Genomic DNA, 14231 nt, shown 5'->3' on the forward strand with positions numbered 1-14231 from the left:
GCAATGGTCTTCAAACCCAGAATGTTTTCTGCTTCGCCTACGATCTGACCATACTTTGTCTTCGCGGTAGTGGCGGGTTTAGGCGCTGTTTTGGCAAGCGGTTTGCCTGCATTGGCGGCGTTCTGTTCCTTGGTTTTGTTGATGTCGCAGGTGACGCCTTCCGTCATCTGTGTACAGCCGGAACGGATGAGCTGCTCGCGATATTTGGCATTAATCGCGTGAGCTGGAGCGGAGGCAACGACGGTGAAGGCCAGCGCGGAAAGCATGATTTTTTTCATTAAGGATGATGCCTGTGTTGTGTATTTCGTTATATCCATTGCCGTTTTTATGCACTAAAAACTGAAGGGTATTGTGCCAATCAGTCCGTCGTAAAATAACAGCGACAACCGTATTCTATTGATGACTACTTTTTCTCATCGCGATAGCGACGAGCATTATCGTACAGATTGATGCACATCGTATGACCTCACAAAAAATCCCCCCCATCACCAGGGGGGCCGTCTACCACAGACTAAAAATGAATGATGAATAGCTCAAATGTGTTTGAGGCACAGAGTGCAACAGGGACACTAAGGCGACGATTAGGGAGTGAACTAACGCCTTCATCGGCATAGCCACCAATCCCTGGGAGAGCGTCATGGTCAGGTTTAACGTCGTTAGCGAAACGGTAATCACCGCCATCGTCAATGCGAACGTAATGCCCATAATCCAACCTAGCGAACAGCAAGCGCGTAGTAATACCATTTTGAAAACCCTCTACATCAAACACGCTACTGTGCTTTAGTCAGCTGTGACGAAAATAGAATATCGTGAACAATACCGTTTAATCGCCATGGTGTAATTATGTCGCTAATAAATTATATATTCCGCGCACGGATAACTTGTAAAAACATCAGCGTTTTTTAATTTTCACTTAAAAGTGATTACGTTGACCTGCCGTCAGTCGACATAAATAAACGGGCCTATTTACTCGGCTATCTCAGGATTGTTTTCCCGATACAGTACGAGTGCTTCGGTAATAATCTGCTGCTTACTTTTTCGTGTTTGGCTGGCCACTTCACGAACGTATTCACAAAGCTCGTCTGCGACACGCGCACTCAGCATTGTCAGCCCCGCATTCAGGCTTTCGCCACGGCGTCGGCGCTGAGCAGGATAGGTTCTGGCGTGTTTCATACAATTCTCCACGTCACCCGAGACATTATTTTTCTGTATGAAATATGAATGCGCGTAAATGACATGTCAACGTACGAGTAATGGCTTAGGTATTGTATTAAAAACGTTAAGTATGGCGAGGGTTATCCGACATTTGTTCCGAATGAAAGGTTTGGCGGTGTGTAATGAAGCTCCAGTTATTTTTTGATGCCCGAAGTTACATTTTGAAGCGGGATTGAACGCGGCAAAAATGTGCGGTAGATCTCGTCTGGTTATCGAACAGAAGAAAATTCAGTCTGGGCAACGCATTACGTTATCTTAAGGAGTAGGGAAATGCTCCCCCAATTTTGTATGATTTATTCATCCTCCTCGCGTCGTTATTCATTATTTAATATGAAATTAGCGGCTTTGTAGCCAGGTTGCTAGTACGAAATGGTCAATTTTCTCGCAACAGTTTTTTAAAAAATAACGGAGACACGTCGTTTTATGGGCATAAGAAAAATGATCGATATTTGATTAATATCAAAAATAAACAAGCAGCTTTAATACTTGAAACGCGCGGGTGACGCAAAAAATAGTTTGGAATTAATCATTAGCGTAGAAAGCGATAGTATTCATGGCGGGGATTGACGTTTTTCATTCACGTCACAGCCCGCATGGCATTTCAGGCGGTTTTCTACCATGCTCAAGGTATAAAGTTTATCGCGTCGCCGCACTCACTTATAGCCAGGTAGCGTTAATGCGCAATGTCCTTATTCCCATCATCGCCGCGGTGCTTCTGCTGATTTTCGGTATTTTTATCCTCAATGCCCAGCTCTGGTATTCGCTGCGTTCTGAGCGCCTGGCGGGGGCACACTACGCGGCGCGGAATATTGCCACCATGCTGGATGAAGCGCAGGAAGCCAGTGGGGTAGCGGATGAGGTCATTACCAAAGGTTGTGATGCCCGAGGGCAGTATCAGTTGGGCACTGAAGCGGCGCTACAGCCGCATCTACGTACGCTCCTTATCTTTAACGATGGCAGGGTGTGGTGCTCCTCGTTGCCGGGTAATCACGTACTGCTACTGCATGTGGCGGAGATCCCAGAGAAATCGTTGCTGTTATTGTCTAAAGCGAACACGGTTGACGATCGTCCGGTGCTCCTATTTCAGCGCCGTTATGCCGGCAAACGGATCATCATCACCGTGAGCGACCGACATATTCGCGACGTACTCAATACGCCGCTTCGCGAGGCAAATTATTCACTGGTGGTCGATAACCAGGTGATGGGCCTGTACGGCGATATCTATCCTCGGCCAGAGAATCTCCCCGGCCACAGCATGGTGAGCGCGGAACGTTATCCTTTCAGTATCCAGTACAACCTCCCCATGCTGTTCAGCGGCGGGCGGCTGATTCATCAAGGGGGCGGGATTCTGATTTTCCTGCTGCTGCTCTCCGGTGTCGCCGCCTATGCGCTGTTTAAATACCTCAATAAAAGCACGACACCGGAAGAGACGCTGCGCAAAGCGATTGCTAAAGGAGAAATCGTGCCTTACTACCAGCCCATCGTAAACGGTCGGGAAGGGACGCTGCGCGGCGTGGAGGTGTTGGCCCGCTGGAAACACCCCAAAGCGGGCTTTATCTCGCCCTCGGTCTTTATTCCCGCAGCCGAAAAATCGGGCTTGATTGTGCCCCTGACTCGCTACCTGATGGCGCAGGTTGTGGTGCATATGAATGCCATTGAGAGCAAGTTACCGGAAGGTTTTCACATCGGGATTAATTTCAGTGCGTCGCATATTGTGGCGCCAGGTTTTGTGGCCGAGTGTCTGGCGTACAAGCAGAATTTTTCCCGCCAGGATCTGAATCTGGTGATTGAAGTCACGGAGCGGGAACCGCTGCATGTCGATGAGCATCTGATTCAGACGCTGAACGTGCTGCATGAAAATGGCTTCGCTATTGCGCTGGATGATTTTGGCACCGGTTACTCCGGGCTCTCTTATCTGCACGACCTGCATATCGACTATATCAAAATCGATCAGAGCTTTGTCGGCCGGGTAAATGCCTATGAAGACTCGACGCTGATTCTGGATTCCGTGCTCGAACTGGCGCGTAAACTCTCAATCAGCATCGTTGCTGAAGGTGTTGAGACCCAGGCACAACTCGATTACCTCAGCCGAAATAACATCACCTACCTGCAGGGATACTATTTTTTCAAACCCGTATCCCTGCCTGAGCTAGTCAAAATCCTTCTGTCGAAACCCAAGGTCAGGGTGGTGGTTGAATAGTGCAGACCGTTAGCGGCGTGATTCGGTGGCAATCTTGATAGCCAACCCCGTCAAAACGCCGCCCATCAGCCAGCGCTGAATGGTGCCAAACGAGGGGCGACGCACCAGAAACAGCGCAATGGTTCCGGCGGAGAGCGCCACCAGCGCGTTGATCGATACGCTAATCACAATCTGCGTCATGCCGAGCATCAACGACTGCGTCAGCACGCTGCCGCTGGCAGGGTTGATAAACTGCGGCAGTAGCGAAAGGTAGACGATGGCAATTTTAGGGTTCAGCAGATTGGTCAGAAAGCCCATCAGGAACAGCTTGCGCGGGCTGTGCTGGGGCAGTTCTTTAAGCTGAAACGGCGAACGTCCGCCAGGGCGCACCGACTGCCACGCCATCCACAGTAGATAGGCGACACCGGCAATGCGCAGCGCATCATAGGCATAGGGTACCGCCATCATCAGCGCGGTTAAACCAAAAGCGGCGCTGACCATATAGAAGATAAAACCCAGGGCTACGCCGCCGAGCGAAACCAGCCCCGCAGTGCGCCCCTGCGAAATAGAACGTGAAATCAGGTAGATCATATTGGGACCGGGGGTGAGCGCCATGCCGAGTGAGACGAGGGCGAAAGCGAGAATGTTGTGGGACTCTGACATGGGTAACTCCAGCGGGGCGAGGAGTTTTTATACTACGACGTCTGATGAAAGCGGGCGAGACAATTGTTAGTAGGTCGCGGCTCCCGGCGGCGCTTTGCCTGGGCGAGGCGTTTACGCCGACCCCGGGGCCTGCACGCGGCCAAAAAAAAGCCCGCATCAAATGCGGGCAAAAATACTGGAAGCAATGTGAGCAATGTCGTACCGAATACCTGAGTGATTTGCTCAACTATTCGGTAATGAGAAAGATAATATTTCTCATTTAAGATATCAACCCTATCTTTTGTGTGAAAGCGATTTTTTTTATTCAAGGGTGAAAACCGTACGTTTCTGACTGTCATCCAGCGGCCAGGCTGTAGCAATGTTTTGCAGCGCCACGGGCGTGGTCGCGATGGTAAAACCGCCTGCGACCGCCGCATTCAGCATCTCACCGGTAGCCTGCAACAGATGCGCCATCGGCAGGCTGCCAATCCCGCTACCCATTATCTGGAGCGGGGCAGAACGCAGCACCGCGCCGTTAAGGGCAATATCGTTTCCCGCGAGCGACCCGACCTGTACGTAGCGAATCGGTGTGTTGCCGGGGCTGTATTTCGCCAGCGCGGGCAGCAGTCGTTCTGCGCTATGCCCCCAGAGATAATCGACGACGACATCAATGCCCTGGTTGGCCTGAACGGCGAATTCCGCGCTGAGAGTGGTGTCATCACCGGTGAGCAGAATGGTGGCATCAGCGCCCAGCGTCGCGAGGGCGCTGGCATTACGCCCAGTGGCGATCACCTTTTTGGCGCCGAGATAGCGGGCAATCTGCACCGCTAGCTGCCCGGCACTGCCGGTAGCGCCGTTTACCAGGACGGTTTCACCAGCCTGGAAATTCGCGCGCTTCACCAGCGCCGCCCAGGCGGACATCCCCGGGTTGGCCATTGCTGCGGCGGTGACATCATCTAAGCCATCCGGCAGCGCAAAGCAGTTCTGACGGGCGACAGGCGCGTACTGCGCCATGCTGCCCCACGGCGCGGTTGGGAAGGCAAAATAGACCCGCTCGCCGGTAGGGAGCGTGCCGGTACCGTCGATACCCACTACAAACGGCAGCGTGCCGTCAAAGCTGTAGTGTTTGCCGGAGGCGCGGCTTTTCACCACGTGGCTGATGGCGGCGGCGCGGACGCGAATCAGCGTCTGCTGCTCCCCCACCTGCGGTTCATCAAAATCAGCCCATACCGGGCCCTGGGCGAGGTCAAAGACCACGGCTGCTTTCATAATTCTGTCTCCATAGGATATTTATGTGTAAAATGCACATATCAGATAACGGCACTATACTCGGTTGGTAAATATATGCAATATGCACATAATAATTATGACATCACGGATTTTCACGGCGCGCTGCTGGATATCATCGGCGTGATGAACCAACCCGCACGCGATGAGCAGCTGTTACAGGCGGCAGGCGTGCAGCTGGAACAGCTGCTGTTTCCGCTGCTGGTGGCGATTGGCCGCCGTGGGCCGATAGGGGTGGTGGAGTTAGCCGATAACCTCGGACGGGATTACACCACCGTTAGCCGCCAGGTGAAGAAGCTTGAAGCGCAGGGGTTGGCGCATAAGCAGCCGAATGCAAGTGACAGGCGGATTAGCGAAGTGACGCTGAGCGAACACGGGCTGGCGATTTTTGCGCAGATAGCGGTAGCGAGACAAACGCTGATGAATCGGGTGCTGGCGAACTGGTCGCCGGAAGAGGTGCAGGCGCTGTTCACGCTAACGCGTAAATACGCCGATAGCCTGAAGCAGCAATAAACCGCCTGACGAGCGTCAGGCGGTCTGGGACATTACGCCGATTTGGTTGCCGCTTTCATACTGGTGACAAAGCTTGAAAGCTCATCCAGCATTGCCTGCGGGTTCTCGACGTTACGCTCAATGATTTTGACAATCGCAGAGCCCGAGATAGCACCGGCAGCGCCAGCGTCGATAGTCGCCGTCACCTGGTCCGGCGCGGAGATACCAAAGCCCTGCAGCGGCGGTGCTGCGTTGTACTCAGCCAGTTTTTCCACCAGATGATGCAGCGGTAGCGCGGCGCGGGTTTCGGTACCGGTTACGCCTGCGCGGGAGAGCAGGTAGGTATAACCCCGGCCATGCTCGGCAATCTGGCGCAGCAGTTCATCGTCGGCGTTTGGCGGGCAGATGAAGATAGGCGCGACGTTATGGCGCATCGCGGCCTGACGGAACGGCGCGGACTCTTCCACCGGCACGTCGGCAACCAGTACGGAATCGACGCCGACGCGAGCGCACTCGGCGTAGAACGCATCGATACCGCGGTTGAAGACCAGGTTGGCGTACATCAGCAGGCCAATCGGAATCGTCGGGTGCTTGTGGCGAATCGCTGCCAGCATTTCGAAGCACTGGGTCGGTGTGACGCCCGACGCAAAGGCGCGTAGGGTGGCGTTCTGAATCGTTGGACCATCGGCCAGCGGGTCAGAGAATGGGATCCCCAGCTCCAGCGCGTCGGCACCGGCGGCAATCAGCGTGTCGATAATCTTCAGCGACTGCTCCGGGTTTGGGTCGCCGAGGGTGACGAAGGGAACAAACGCGCCTTCCTTGCGGGCCTTCAGTTGAGCAAACAGGTTGTCATAGCGTTCCATCAGATTTCCCCTCGCGCTTTCAGAATATCGTGTACGGTAAAGATGTCTTTGTCGCCGCGACCGGACAGGTTCACGACCAGCAGCTGCTCTTTTTCTGGGTTTTCACGCATCATTTTCAGCGCGTGGGCCAGGGCGTGAGAAGACTCCAGCGCCGGGATAATCCCTTCGTGGCGGCTGAGTTCCTTGAAGGCGTCCAGCGCTTCGTTATCGGTAATTGACACGTACTCGGCGCGACCAATGCTGTTCAGGAAGGCGTGCTGCGGCCCAACGGACGGGAAGTCCAGACCGGCAGAGATAGAGTAAGACTCTTCAATCTGGCCTTCATCGGTCTGCATCATCGGCGATTTCATACCGAAGTAGATGCCAACGCGACCGTGCTTCAGCGGTGCACCGTGTTCGCCGGTTTCGATACCATGACCGGCTGGCTCAACGCCAATCAGGCCAACGCTGGTTTCGTCGATAAAGTCGGCGAACATACCGATAGCGTTAGAACCGCCGCCGACGCAGGCAATCACGGCATCCGGCAGGCGACCTTCTTTTTCGCGGATCTGCACTTTGGTCTCTTCGCCAATCATGCGCTGGAATTCACGCACGATGGTTGGGAACGGGTGCGGGCCCGCTGCGGTGCCGAGCATGTAGTGCGCAGTTTCATAGCTGCCAGACCAGTCGCGCAGCGCTTCGTTACAGGCATCTTTCAGCGTAGCGGAGCCGCTGTGTACCGCGATAACTTCTGCACCCATCAGGCGCATACGGAAAACGTTCGGCGACTGACGTTCGATATCTTTCGCGCCCATATAGATGCGGCACTTCAGGCCGAGCAGGGCGCAGGCGAGTGCGGAAGCCACGCCGTGTTGACCGGCGCCGGTTTCGGCGATGATCTCAGTTTTGCCCATGCGTTTTGCCAGCAACGCCTGACCCAGCACCTGGTTGGTTTTGTGCGCACCGCCGTGCAGTAAATCTTCACGCTTGAGGTACAGCGTGGTTTTGGTGCCTTCCGTCAGGTTACGACACTTGGTCAGGGCCGTTGGACGACCGGCATAGTTTTTCAGCAGGTCAGTAAACTCTGCCTGAAACGCAGGGTCTTTCTGGGCGCTGACGAAAGCCTCTTCCAGCTGGCGCAGGGCGGGCATCAGAATCTGCGGAACGTACATCCCGCCAAATTCACCAAAATAGGGGTTCAGTAAAGTGCTCATTATTGCTCCTTAATATGCGCGCAGCGTTTGAAATGCCGAGGCCAATTTGCTGGCATCTTTAATACCCGGCTGTGACTCTACGCCTGAATTGAAATCCAGCCCGACGCAGCCGCTTTTGGCCGCTTCTACGCAGTTATCTGCGCTTAAACCACCGGCCAGAATCACGTTGCTCAGATCCTGACCTTGTAACAGTGCCCAGTCGAAACGCTGCCCGGAACCGCCCTGACCGTTGTCGAACACGTATTTATCGACATGGTTGAGGTCACGAGGTGGCAGCGTGTCGGCGACGCTCAGCGCTTTCCAGATTTGCACGCTGGCAGGCAGTTCGGCGCGCAGGGCATCGATATAAGCCTGGTCTTCGCTGCCGTGCAGTTGAACGGCTTTCAGCTGTAATGCCGTCGCACGTTCCACGACCTCGGTCGTTGGGGTATTCCGGAACACGCCCACGTAGGCGAGCGGGGCGCCATTCATCACTTCACGCGCCTGCGCATCGTTTACCGCGCGCGGTGAGGTTGGCACAAAAATCAGGCCGCCGTAGATAGCACCGGCTTCATAGGCCGCCAGCGCATCCTGCGGGCGGGTCAGCCCGCAGACTTTGTTTTCGCCCAGCAGGACGCGGCGAACGGCGGCGTTCAGGTCATCGTAGGCCATCATCGCCGAACCAATCAGGAAGCCGTTGGCGTAGTGGCTCAGGTCACGAACCTGTGCGTTGGTATTGATGCCGGATTCACTGATCACCGTGACATCGTGGCCCAGACGCGGTGCCAGCTGGCGAGTGCGGTTCAAATCGATAGAGAGATCGCGGAGGTCGCGGTTGTTGATACCCACAACTTTTGCCTTCAGCGCAATTGCGCGCTCCAGCTCTTCTTCGTTGCTGACTTCGGTCAGCACGCCCATGTTCAGACTATGAGCGACTGCCGCCAGTTGACGATACTGCTCGTCGTCCAGTACGGAGAGCATCAGCAGACAGGCGTCAGCCTGGTAGAAACGCGCCAGGTAGATCTGGTAGGCATCGATAATAAAGTCTTTGCACAGAATCGGCTGCGGCGCGATGCCGCTGACGATAGGCAGGAAGTCGAAGCTGCCCTGGAAATACTTCTCATCGGTCAGTACGGAAATCGCCGAAGCGTAGTGCTTATAAACGTTAGCAATGCGCGCCGGGTCGAAATCATCGCGGATCACCCCTTTCGATGGAGAGGCTTTTTTGCACTCCAGAATAAACGCGGTGCGGGTGCCGCGCAGCGCATCATAGAAGCTGCGCTGGCTTGGCTGTACATCGTTCTGGAACGAGGCTAACGGTTGTTGCTGTTTGCGGGCTTCTACCCAAATCGCTTTATCGGCAACGATTTTTGCTAATACGGTCTGCATTTCTTATCCTCTTGCCGCTAATGCGGTGACGCGGTCGTAGGCTGCACCACTGTGCAGAACATCCAGCACTTGTTGTACGTTGGCTTTCAGGTCTTCATGACCGTACAGGCGCATCAGCATGGCGACGTTGACCGCCACCGCGGACTCATGGGCCGCTTCACCTTTACCTTGTAGCAAGCGCGTCAGAATGTCACGGTTTTCTTCCGGCGTGCCACCGGCCAGTTCAGCCTGATGATAAGGCTTGAGGCCAAAGTCATCGGCGGTCAGCTGGTAGCTCTTAATTTCGCCCTCATTCAGCTCAGCGACGACCGTTGGCGCGTGCAGCGACACTTCATCCATTCCGCCGCTGTGAACGACGGCGGCACGCTGGTAACCCAGCACGCGCAGGGTTTCAGCAATCGGCAGCACCAGCTCCGGGCTGTAGACGCCAATCAGCGCCAGCGGCGGGTGCGCTGGGTTAATCAGCGGCCCCAGCACGTTGAACAGGGTGCGGGTTTTCAACTGCTGGCGAACCGGCATGGCGTGGCGGAAACCAGTGTGATACTTCGGTGCAAACAGGAAACACACCCCGAGTTCATCCAGCGCCTGACGTGATTTGTCGGCATTCATATCGAGATTAATGCCGAAAGCGGCAAGCAGGTCAGAAGAGCCAGACTTACTGGAGACGCTGCGGTTACCGTGTTTAGCAACCTTCAGCCCACACGCGGCGGCGACAAAGGCGCTGGCGGTGGAGATGTTGATGCTGTTGCTGCCGTCCCCGCCGGTGCCAACGATATCGGCAAACGGATAGTCCGGACGTGGGAACGGTGCGGCATTTTCCAGCAGGGCGGTGGCGGCACCGGCAATCTCATTCGGGCTCTCACCACGAATTTTCATGCTCACCAGCGCGGCGGCCAGCTGTTCTGGTTTCACTTCACCGCGCACCACGGCGGAGAAGAGCTGATGGCTTTCCTGCTGAGTCAGGGTTTCGGCCTGATACAGTTTTTCCAGAATCGGCTGCAGCGTATTGCTCTGCTCCAGCTTTTGCAGCGCCCACGCCAGCGTTTGTTCCAGCAGGCGAGCGCCTTGCGTGGTCAGAATCGATTCCGGGTGGAACTGGAAGCCGCAGACGCGGTCTGCGTCGTGACGTACTGCCATCACCATGCCATTGAAATGGGCGTTGATGGTTAAACCGGCCGGAATGTTGCTGCCTACCAATGAGTGGTAGCGCGCCACCGGCAGCGGGTTGCTTAAGCCGGCAAACATTGCCTGGCCGTCGTGTTCAATGCTGGAGGCCTTGCCGTGCAGGATTTCGCCTGCCTGACCGACGTAGCCGCCATAGGCTTCAACAATGGCCTGATGACCGAGGCAGATGCCGATAATTGGCAGTTTGCCACGCATGCGGGTCAGCAGTTCAGGCATACAGCCCGCTTCAGACGGGGCTCCGGGGCCAGGAGAGAGCATCAGCACCGGGTTATCCATGGTGCCCAGACGCTCAATTAAGGTCTGTGCTGGCACGTGATTACGGTAAATCACCACGTTGTGGCCGTTTGCGCGCAGCTGATCTGCCAGGTTGTAAGTAAAGGAGTCGATGTTATCGAGCAGCAGAATGTCAGCCATCAGAAAATCTCCTGTGCATGATGAGCGGTGGCGATGGCGCGCAGAACCGCACGAGCTTTATTACGGGTTTCGTCGGCTTCAGACTGCGGAACGGAATCCAGAACCACCCCAGCACCTGCCTGAACGGTCGCAATGCCGTTTTCAACGAACGCGGAGCGGATAACGATGCAGGTATCGAGGTCGCCGTGGGCGGTGAAGTAACCCACCGCGCCGCCGTAGCTACCACGACGTTTACCTTCAGCGGCAGCAATCAGCTGCATCGCACGCACTTTCGGCGCGCCGCTCAGGGTGCCCATGTTCATGCAGGCGCGGTAGGCGTGCAGCACGTCGAGGTCTTTACGCAGCTCGCCAACCACGCGGGAGACGAGGTGCATTACAAAGGAGTAACGGTCAACTTTGGTCAGGTCTGCCACGTAGCGGCTGCCCGGCGTACAGATACGCGCCAGGTCGTTACGCGCCAGGTCAACCAGCATCAGATGCTCAGAGAGCTCTTTATGGTCGGTACGCATTTCCAGCTCAATGCGGCTGTCGAGGTCACGATCCAGCGAGCCGTCAGCGCGGCGGCCGCGTGGGCGGGTACCGGCAATCGGGTAGATCTCAATCTGGCGGTTGGTCGCATCATACTTCAGCGAGCTTTCTGGTGAGGCACCGAACAGGGTGAAATCATTGTCCTGCATAAAGAACATATACGGGCTTGGATTGCTCTTCTTCAGCACGTCGTAGGCGGCGAGCGGAGAAGGGCAAGGCAGCGAGAAGCGGCGAGACGGTACTACCTGGAAGATTTCCCCGGCGCGAATCGCTTTTTGCATCTTACGCACTACGTCACCGTACGCTTCGTCGCTTTGGTTCGTTTCGCAGCGCATGGTGCTAATTTCATGCACCGGCAGCGCGGATGGCGGCTCGTTCAGCTGCTGGCGAACCTGAGCAATACGCTGCTGCAGGCGGTCTTTTTCTGATTCTGATGGTGTAAACAGGCTGGCCTGAATACGGGTGTTCTTGGTCTGGTGGTCAATCACCAACAGCGTTTCGGCCAGATAGAAGCAGTAGTCCGGGCAACTGGTGTCGCTTTCCAGCTGCGGCAGATCTTCGAAACCCGCGACCAGGTCGTAGGCAAACAGGCCGCCGAAGAACATCGCTTCACGTTCGTTTTGCGGAACGGTCACCAGCTCTTGTAACAGGCGGAAGGCGTCGAACACTGACAGCGAACACAGGCGAGCATCTTCATCCAGCAGCGTACTCACCGCCGGGAAGCGCAGAACGCGGCAGGTTGGCTGGCGGTTGTTTTCAACGCCCGCTGGCAGCGCGGCATCAAGCAGCGGCAGCAGAGAGGCACCGTTATCGGACAGCGCCTGAATGGTGACGGTATCACCCAGCGCGGTGATGCGCAGCGCGCTATCGACCAGCAGCAGGCTCTTTAAATCGTTTTTGCTATCAATGTCGGCTGATTCAAGCAGCAGCGTCGCCGGGCGTGCACCGCACAGCTGATGGAACAGCGCGGTGGGATTTTCACGGTAAATCGCGTCACTGGTCAGAAGCTCGAGCATAGGTTTTTGTGTTTGCATCGTTGTTCTCGCCTGTTCTGAATAATTTTTACTTAATAAAAAGCCCGCTCATTGGCGGGCCGGGTATCTGTATGCATAACGCAGACGTGATGACTCCGCCCTACTGGGAAGTACGCCACCAACCGCCGTGCAGAGCAATGATTTTATGCGTCATTTTGAGATACCTTCTACTAAGTGAACTTGCGTACTAGTTAACTAGTTCGAGAGGGCAAAGTCAACCCCTGATTTTAGAATTTCACGCAATGCCGTTATGATAGGCCGCGAATCCTTATAGGTAGTCCAATGGGAGCTGTTTTGAGCGACAACGAATACGCCATCATTTATGACCTGCATAGCCACACGGTCGCCTCCGACGGACGACTGACGCCGGAAGCGCTGGTGCATCGTGCGCTGGAAAACCGCGTAGGCACGCTGGCGATCACCGACCATGATTCTGTCGCTGCCATTCCTGCCGCGCGAGCGGAAATCGCCCGCGCCGGTTTGCCGCTGACGCTGATTAGCGGCGTAGAAATCTCGACCCTGTGGGAAAACCACGAGATTCATATTGTTGGCCTGAATATTGATATTGCTAATCCGGCGCTCACCGCGTTTTTAAGCGCACAGATAGCGCGCCGCGAGCAGCGTGGGGTGATGATCGCCGAGCGGCTGGAAAAAGCGCATATCCCCGGCGCCTGGGAGGCCGCGCAGAAGTATGCCGATGGCGGGGCGGTGACGCGGGCGCACTTCGCGCGTTTCCTCGTCGAGCAGGGCAAAGCGAGTAATATTGGCGACGTTTTTAAAAAGTACCTCGCACGTGGGAAAACCGGATACGTTCCGCCGCAGTGGTGTACAATAAAGGAAGCTATTGATGTCATTCATCATTCGGGTGGGGTAGCGGTATTAGCCCATCCGGGGCGGTACAATTTGTCCGCCAAGTGGCTGAAAAGACTGCTGGCACACTTTAGCGAACACGGTGGCGATGCGATGGAAGTCGCCCAGTGTCAGCAAGCGCCTCACGAGCGCGCTCAGCTTGCCACCTATGCCCGCGAATACGGTTTACTGGCGTCACAAGGGTCGGATTTCCATCAGCCCTGCCCGTGGATTGAACTGGGCCGCAAACTGTGGTTACCCGCAGGCGTCGAGGGTGTCTGGCAGCGCTGGGAGCAGCCGCAGAATTCAACTGAGAGGGAAGCATGAGTCAGTTTTTTTATATCCATCCGGATAACCCGCAGGCGCGTCTGATTAACCAGGCGGTCGAGATTGTGCGTAAGGGCGGCGTCATCGTCTACCCAACCGACTCCGGCTACGCGCTGGGCTGCAAAATTGAAGACAAAGGCGCGATGGAGCGTATCTGCCGCATCCGCCATCTGCCGGACGGCCACAACTTTACGCTGATGTGCCGCGACCTGTCCGAGCTGTCGACCTACTCCTACGTCGATAACGTGGCGTTTCGCTTAATCAAAAACAACACGCCGGGCAACTACACCTTCATCCTGAAGGGGACCAAAGAAGTGCCGCGCCGCCTGCTACAGGAAAAGCGTAAGACCATCGGGATGCGCGTGCCGTCAAACCCGATTGCTCAGGCGCTGCTGGAAACCTTAGGCGAACCGATGCTGTCGACCTCTCTGATGCTGCCGGGCAGTGATTTCACTGAATCCGACCCGGAAGAGATTAAAGATCGTCTGGAGAAGCTGGTGGATCTGATCATCCACGGTGGCTACCTCGGCCAACAGCCGACTACCGTTATCGACCTGACCGAAGATTCCCCGGTCGTGGTGCGTGAAGGCGTTGGCGACGTCAAACCGTTTCTCTGATCCTTTCTGACCCGGCGGCCTCCTCGCCGGGTACTTCT

The 14231-nt window shown here is 55.6% G+C and carries 12 protein-coding genes, 1 pseudogene and 1 other annotated feature; of the genes and pseudogenes, 4 read left to right on the forward strand and 9 right to left on the reverse strand.

What is annotated here, in order from left to right:
- Positions 1-106: 106 nt before the first annotated feature.
- Both V6940_RS14680 and V6940_RS14685 read right to left on the reverse strand, forming a co-directional pair.
- Positions 107-278: pseudogene (locus tag V6940_RS14680) on the reverse strand (hypothetical protein); the annotation flags it as partial.
- 688 nt (positions 279-966) lie between these two features.
- Positions 967-1173 (reverse strand): hypothetical protein, encoded by a 207-nt coding sequence (locus tag V6940_RS14685; protein WP_333496362.1) that lies wholly within the window; start codon positions 1171-1173, stop codon positions 967-969.
- A 718-nt stretch (positions 1174-1891) separates the two neighbouring features.
- On the opposite strand from V6940_RS14685, the gene V6940_RS14690 reads away from it, so the two are divergent.
- A complete protein-coding gene (locus V6940_RS14690) occupies positions 1892-3415 on the forward strand; it encodes an EAL domain-containing protein (protein ID WP_333496363.1) in 1524 nt (507 codons plus the stop codon).
- A 9-nt stretch (positions 3416-3424) separates the two neighbouring features.
- On the opposite strand, the gene V6940_RS14695 is transcribed toward V6940_RS14690, so the two are convergent.
- Together V6940_RS14695 and V6940_RS14700 are read right to left on the reverse strand one after the other, a co-directional pair.
- Positions 3425-4057, reverse strand: a complete 633-nt coding sequence (locus V6940_RS14695; protein WP_333496364.1) for a LysE family translocator — start codon at positions 4055-4057, stop codon at positions 3425-3427.
- Between the two features lie 300 nt (positions 4058-4357).
- Positions 4358-5305, reverse strand: coding sequence for a quinone oxidoreductase family protein (locus tag V6940_RS14700; protein WP_333496365.1), 948 nt, complete (start codon positions 5303-5305; stop codon positions 4358-4360).
- Between the two features lie 75 nt (positions 5306-5380).
- Here V6940_RS14700 and V6940_RS14705 point away from each other — a divergent pair, with 75 nt between their 5' ends.
- Positions 5381-5836: a MarR family winged helix-turn-helix transcriptional regulator gene (locus tag V6940_RS14705; protein ID WP_333496366.1), complete on the forward strand. Its 456-nt coding sequence runs from the start codon at positions 5381-5383 to the stop codon at positions 5834-5836.
- A gap of 32 nt (positions 5837-5868) precedes the next feature.
- Here the strand turns inward: V6940_RS14705 and trpA are convergent, their stop codons facing one another.
- Genes trpA through V6940_RS14730 form a run of 5 tightly spaced genes read right to left on the reverse strand, consistent with a single transcriptional unit; the run spans position 5869 to position 12400 of the window.
- Positions 5869-6678: a tryptophan synthase subunit alpha gene (gene trpA, locus V6940_RS14710; protein ID WP_333011811.1), complete on the reverse strand. Its 810-nt coding sequence runs from the start codon at positions 6676-6678 to the stop codon at positions 5869-5871.
- Positions 6678-7871, reverse strand: coding sequence for a tryptophan synthase subunit beta (gene trpB, locus V6940_RS14715; protein ID WP_312658163.1), 1194 nt, complete (start codon positions 7869-7871; stop codon positions 6678-6680). Before trpB ends, trpA begins: the two co-directional genes overlap by 1 nt.
- A gap of 9 nt (positions 7872-7880) precedes the next feature.
- Positions 7881-9239 carry a bifunctional indole-3-glycerol-phosphate synthase TrpC/phosphoribosylanthranilate isomerase TrpF gene (gene trpCF, locus V6940_RS14720; protein ID WP_333496367.1) on the reverse strand — a complete coding sequence of 453 codons (1359 nt, stop codon included), beginning with the start codon at positions 9237-9239 and terminating at the stop codon, positions 7881-7883.
- A 3-nt stretch (positions 9240-9242) separates the two neighbouring features.
- On the reverse strand, positions 9243-10838 hold the full coding sequence (trpD, locus tag V6940_RS14725) for a bifunctional anthranilate synthase glutamate amidotransferase component TrpG/anthranilate phosphoribosyltransferase TrpD (RefSeq protein WP_220440568.1): 1596 nt from the start codon (positions 10836-10838) through the stop codon (positions 9243-9245).
- Positions 10838-12400 (reverse strand): anthranilate synthase component 1, encoded by a 1563-nt coding sequence (locus V6940_RS14730; RefSeq protein ID WP_333496368.1) that lies wholly within the window; start codon positions 12398-12400, stop codon positions 10838-10840. The genes trpD and V6940_RS14730 overlap by 1 nt, the downstream gene beginning before the upstream one ends.
- A 34-nt stretch (positions 12401-12434) precedes the next feature.
- Positions 12435-12527 (reverse strand) — a sequence feature (Trp leader region).
- Positions 12528-12694: 167 nt separating this feature from the next.
- On the opposite strand from V6940_RS14730, the gene rnm reads away from it, so the two are divergent.
- Together rnm and V6940_RS14740 are read left to right on the forward strand one after the other, a co-directional pair.
- The gene (gene rnm / locus V6940_RS14735) at positions 12695-13576 is read left to right on the forward strand and encodes an RNase RNM (RefSeq protein WP_333496369.1); all 882 of its coding nucleotides are present in this window, start codon (positions 12695-12697) and stop codon (positions 13574-13576) included.
- On the forward strand, positions 13573-14193 hold the full coding sequence (locus V6940_RS14740) for an L-threonylcarbamoyladenylate synthase (protein WP_185666021.1): 621 nt from the start codon (positions 13573-13575) through the stop codon (positions 14191-14193). Before rnm ends, V6940_RS14740 begins: the two co-directional genes overlap by 4 nt.
- Positions 14194-14231 lie beyond the last annotated feature (38 nt).

The organism is Kluyvera sp. CHPC 1.251 (assembly GCF_036759945.1).
In the GTDB taxonomy this organism is placed as follows: domain Bacteria; phylum Pseudomonadota; class Gammaproteobacteria; order Enterobacterales; family Enterobacteriaceae; genus Kluyvera; species Kluyvera sichuanensis.

Coding starts and splice junctions, on each gene's coding strand:
- V6940_RS14685 (WP_333496362.1), bottom strand. CDS start 1,173: ATGAAACACGCCAGAACCTATCCTGCTCAGCGCCGACGCCGTGGCGAA.
- V6940_RS14690 (WP_333496363.1), top strand. CDS start 1,892: ATGCGCAATGTCCTTATTCCCATCATCGCCGCGGTGCTTCTGCTGATT.
- V6940_RS14695 (WP_333496364.1), bottom strand. CDS start 4,057: ATGTCAGAGTCCCACAACATTCTCGCTTTCGCCCTCGTCTCACTCGGC.
- V6940_RS14700 (WP_333496365.1), bottom strand. CDS start 5,305: ATGAAAGCAGCCGTGGTCTTTGACCTCGCCCAGGGCCCGGTATGGGCT.
- V6940_RS14705 (WP_333496366.1), top strand. CDS start 5,381: ATGCAATATGCACATAATAATTATGACATCACGGATTTTCACGGCGCG.
- trpA (WP_333011811.1), bottom strand. CDS start 6,678: ATGGAACGCTATGACAACCTGTTTGCTCAACTGAAGGCCCGCAAGGAA.
- trpB (WP_312658163.1), bottom strand. CDS start 7,871: ATGAGCACTTTACTGAACCCCTATTTTGGTGAATTTGGCGGGATGTAC.
- trpCF (WP_333496367.1), bottom strand. CDS start 9,239: ATGCAGACCGTATTAGCAAAAATCGTTGCCGATAAAGCGATTTGGGTA.
- trpD (WP_220440568.1), bottom strand. CDS start 10,838: ATGGCTGACATTCTGCTGCTCGATAACATCGACTCCTTTACTTACAAC.
- V6940_RS14730 (WP_333496368.1), bottom strand. CDS start 12,400: ATGCAAACACAAAAACCTATGCTCGAGCTTCTGACCAGTGACGCGATT.
- V6940_RS14740 (WP_185666021.1), top strand. CDS start 13,573: ATGAGTCAGTTTTTTTATATCCATCCGGATAACCCGCAGGCGCGTCTG.